This window comes from Mycobacterium sp. (assembly GCF_049281135.1).
Taxonomy (GTDB): domain Bacteria; phylum Actinomycetota; class Actinomycetes; order Mycobacteriales; family Mycobacteriaceae; genus Mycobacterium.
Map to the genome: position 1 here is coordinate 1 of NZ_JBAPRN010000031.1, position 2546 is coordinate 2546.

General features: G+C 68.6%; 2 protein-coding genes and 2 pseudogenes. 3 read left to right on the forward strand and 1 reads right to left on the reverse strand.

Features of this window, described 5'->3' with window-relative positions; all coding sequences use genetic code 11:
• Together WAN02_RS01220 and WAN02_RS01225 are read left to right on the forward strand one after the other, a co-directional pair.
• The coding region (locus tag WAN02_RS01220) for a tyrosine-type recombinase/integrase (protein WP_422262058.1) at positions 1-437 on the forward strand (437 nt) is incomplete at its 5' end.
• Positions 434-712: pseudogene (locus WAN02_RS01225) on the forward strand (site-specific integrase); the annotation flags it as partial. The gene WAN02_RS01220 and the pseudogene WAN02_RS01225, both read left to right, overlap by 4 nt.
• A gap of 86 nt (positions 713-798) precedes the next feature.
• Here the strand turns inward: WAN02_RS01225 and istA are convergent.
• Positions 799-2202, reverse strand: a complete 1404-nt coding sequence (istA, locus tag WAN02_RS01230) for an IS21 family transposase (protein WP_422262060.1) — start codon at positions 2200-2202, stop codon at positions 799-801.
• A gap of 116 nt (positions 2203-2318) precedes the next feature.
• Between istA and WAN02_RS01235 the strand changes: the two are divergent.
• Positions 2319-2546, forward strand: a pseudogene (locus tag WAN02_RS01235) (hypothetical protein); the annotation flags it as partial.

Below are 2546 nucleotides of genomic sequence, written 5' to 3' on the forward strand. Positions count from 1 at the left end.
GCACCGGCAAGCAGCACAAGCAACGCGAACTCCCGCTGCACGACAGCACCATCACCGCCCTGGCCTACTACGCGCGGCTGCGGGACGCCCGCCACCCGCAGCCAGCCACGCCGGCGTTCTTCCTCTCCGCCCGCGGCGCACGGGTCGGACGCCACGAGCTGAACCAGGCGTTCACCACGCTGATCCGCCAGATCGGCCTGGACGGCCAGGGCGCGCGGGCCAGGCCCCGGCCCTACGACCTACGTCATACCTTCGCGGTGCGCACCCTGCTCGGCTGGTTGCGGGCGGGCGAGGACGTCGACCGAAAGATGCCGCTGCTGTCAACCTTCCTCGGCCACACCGACCCGGCGAGCACATTTTGGTATCTCGACGGCGTCCCCGAACTGCTGAAACTTGTCAGCGCCCGGCTCGAGCAGCTGCCCGAGGTGCTGTCATGAGCCCGCTCGCGCCAGCGTTGCAAGCCTTCTTCACCGAACGGTTGATCAACCAGCGCAACGCCAGTCCGCACACCATCGCCGCCTACCGCGACACGTTCCGGCTGCTGCTGACCTTCGCGCAGCAGCGGACCGGGAAAGCGCCGTTCCAGTTGGACATCGACGATCTCGACGCCCCGCTGATCGGCGCGTTCCTCACCCACCTGGAACACGACCGCGGCAACACCGCCCGGACCCGCAACGCCCGGCTCGGGGCGATCCACTCCTTCTACCGCTACGCGGCGCTGGAACATCCCGAACACGCGCACACCATCGCGAGGGTGATGGCGATCCCGACGAAACGCCACGACTCCAGCATCGTCAGCTACCTCGACCCGGGCGAGATCACCGGGCTGCTCGCCGCGAGCGCGGCGTGCCGGTCCAGGTGGCGGTGCAGCAACAACACCTCGATCAATGCTCGCGTCCCGGCCGGGTCGCCGAGCTGTTTGCGGGCCGCGGCCCAGAACGCCTCATGCTCGACCGTGAACACGCCTGCGGCGCGGGCCTGGACCAGCGCGGTCGCGCCCGGCAGCGCGCCGGGCTTACGCAGCAAGATCTCCAGGTAGTGATCCAGCTCGAGGACCTGCATACCCTTGCCGACCGCACGTTCATGCTCGGCGACCAGCGCGTCGCGGTCGAACATGCGCACCGCCGTCGAGCTGAGCTTGACCCGCATCCGGTGCCCGATGAACCGGGCCGGCACGCTGTATTGGTTACAGCGCACCATGACCTGCGCGTAGCGGTCCACCCGCGGTGTGAGCGTCAGCGTGGTGTCGAACGGCTCGTCCGGCAACGGTTGCAGCAGCGGCCGCTCGATCGCCCAGTGCTGCCCGACACTCGTCGTCCTGTTGCCGACCCGGCGGGCATCGTCCGCGTCGTCCCACGTCTGCAGCAGCGCGTTGAGCTCAGCGATCGAGTCCACTCGCGGCATCGGGACGCAGTGGTTGCGTCGGAACCGGCCGCCCTCGCCCTCCACTCCACCCTTCTCATGGCTGCCCTCATGCCCGGACTGGCAGTAGAACGCGTCGAAGCCATAGGTGGAGCGGAACGCCACCCAGCGTTGCGTCTCGACCCGGGTGCGGCCGAACAGCACCCGCGACACGGCGGGCTTGAGGTTGTCATAGCGGATCTGCTCGGTCGGAACACCGCCGAGCCGGTCGAAGGCGTAGACGTGTCCTTCCAGGAACGCCTCCTGCCCTTGCGAGAGCGACGCCCGATGCGCCGCCCGAGCCGAGCACGAGAGCCGCATCGTGAACAGCGCCGTCTTCGTCTTCACCCCACGCAGCAGCACCCACAAGTCGTGGAAATCCACCTCGGCCTCAGCAGCAGGTTCATGAGTCTGTGGCACGCATCCCGCCTCCAACGCCTTGCCGGCCTCAGCCAGAATCTGCGGGCGACGCTTCGCGATGTAGTCACGCACCGTCGAATACGAGATGTCGCTGACGCCGTGCTCATCGACCAGCCGGGCCAGCACCCGCCGCGCGGTATGACGCTGCTTGCGCGGCGCATCCAGATCCTGACGCAGCATCGCGTCGATCAGCGGCTTGAGCGGGTCCAGCACCGGCGCCACGAACACCCGCGGCTTGCGCGCCGGCGGAACCGCCGACTCCAACGCCTGCCGCACCGTGCGCCGGTGCACCCGATGCCTATCCGCCAACTGCCGGATGGACAACTCTTCCCGGCGATGATCACGCCGGATCGCCTCGAACAACTCCACCCTCGACCTCACAGCCCGCCCCTTCCCGGTCACCGAAACCGACAAGGGACACGGTCACCGGGGGGGCCAAATAGCTCCGTCACAACCGCCCGGCGTGTCGAAAAGTGGGGCCACCTACCTCCGCCACGATGGGGCCAGGTAACGCTGTCACGGCCACCGCGTGGACCAAGGAGTTACATAGCCAATCGGACCAGCCGCTGTTCCCCACCCGGCAGGGCCGCCCGCTCAGCCGCTACACCGTCGGCGCCATCGTCGCCCGCCACGTCGCCACCGCCGCCATCCACTGCCCGCCCCTGGCGGCCGAACACGCCACGCCGCACACCCTGCGCCATTACGTGAACGGCTGGGTTATGCGG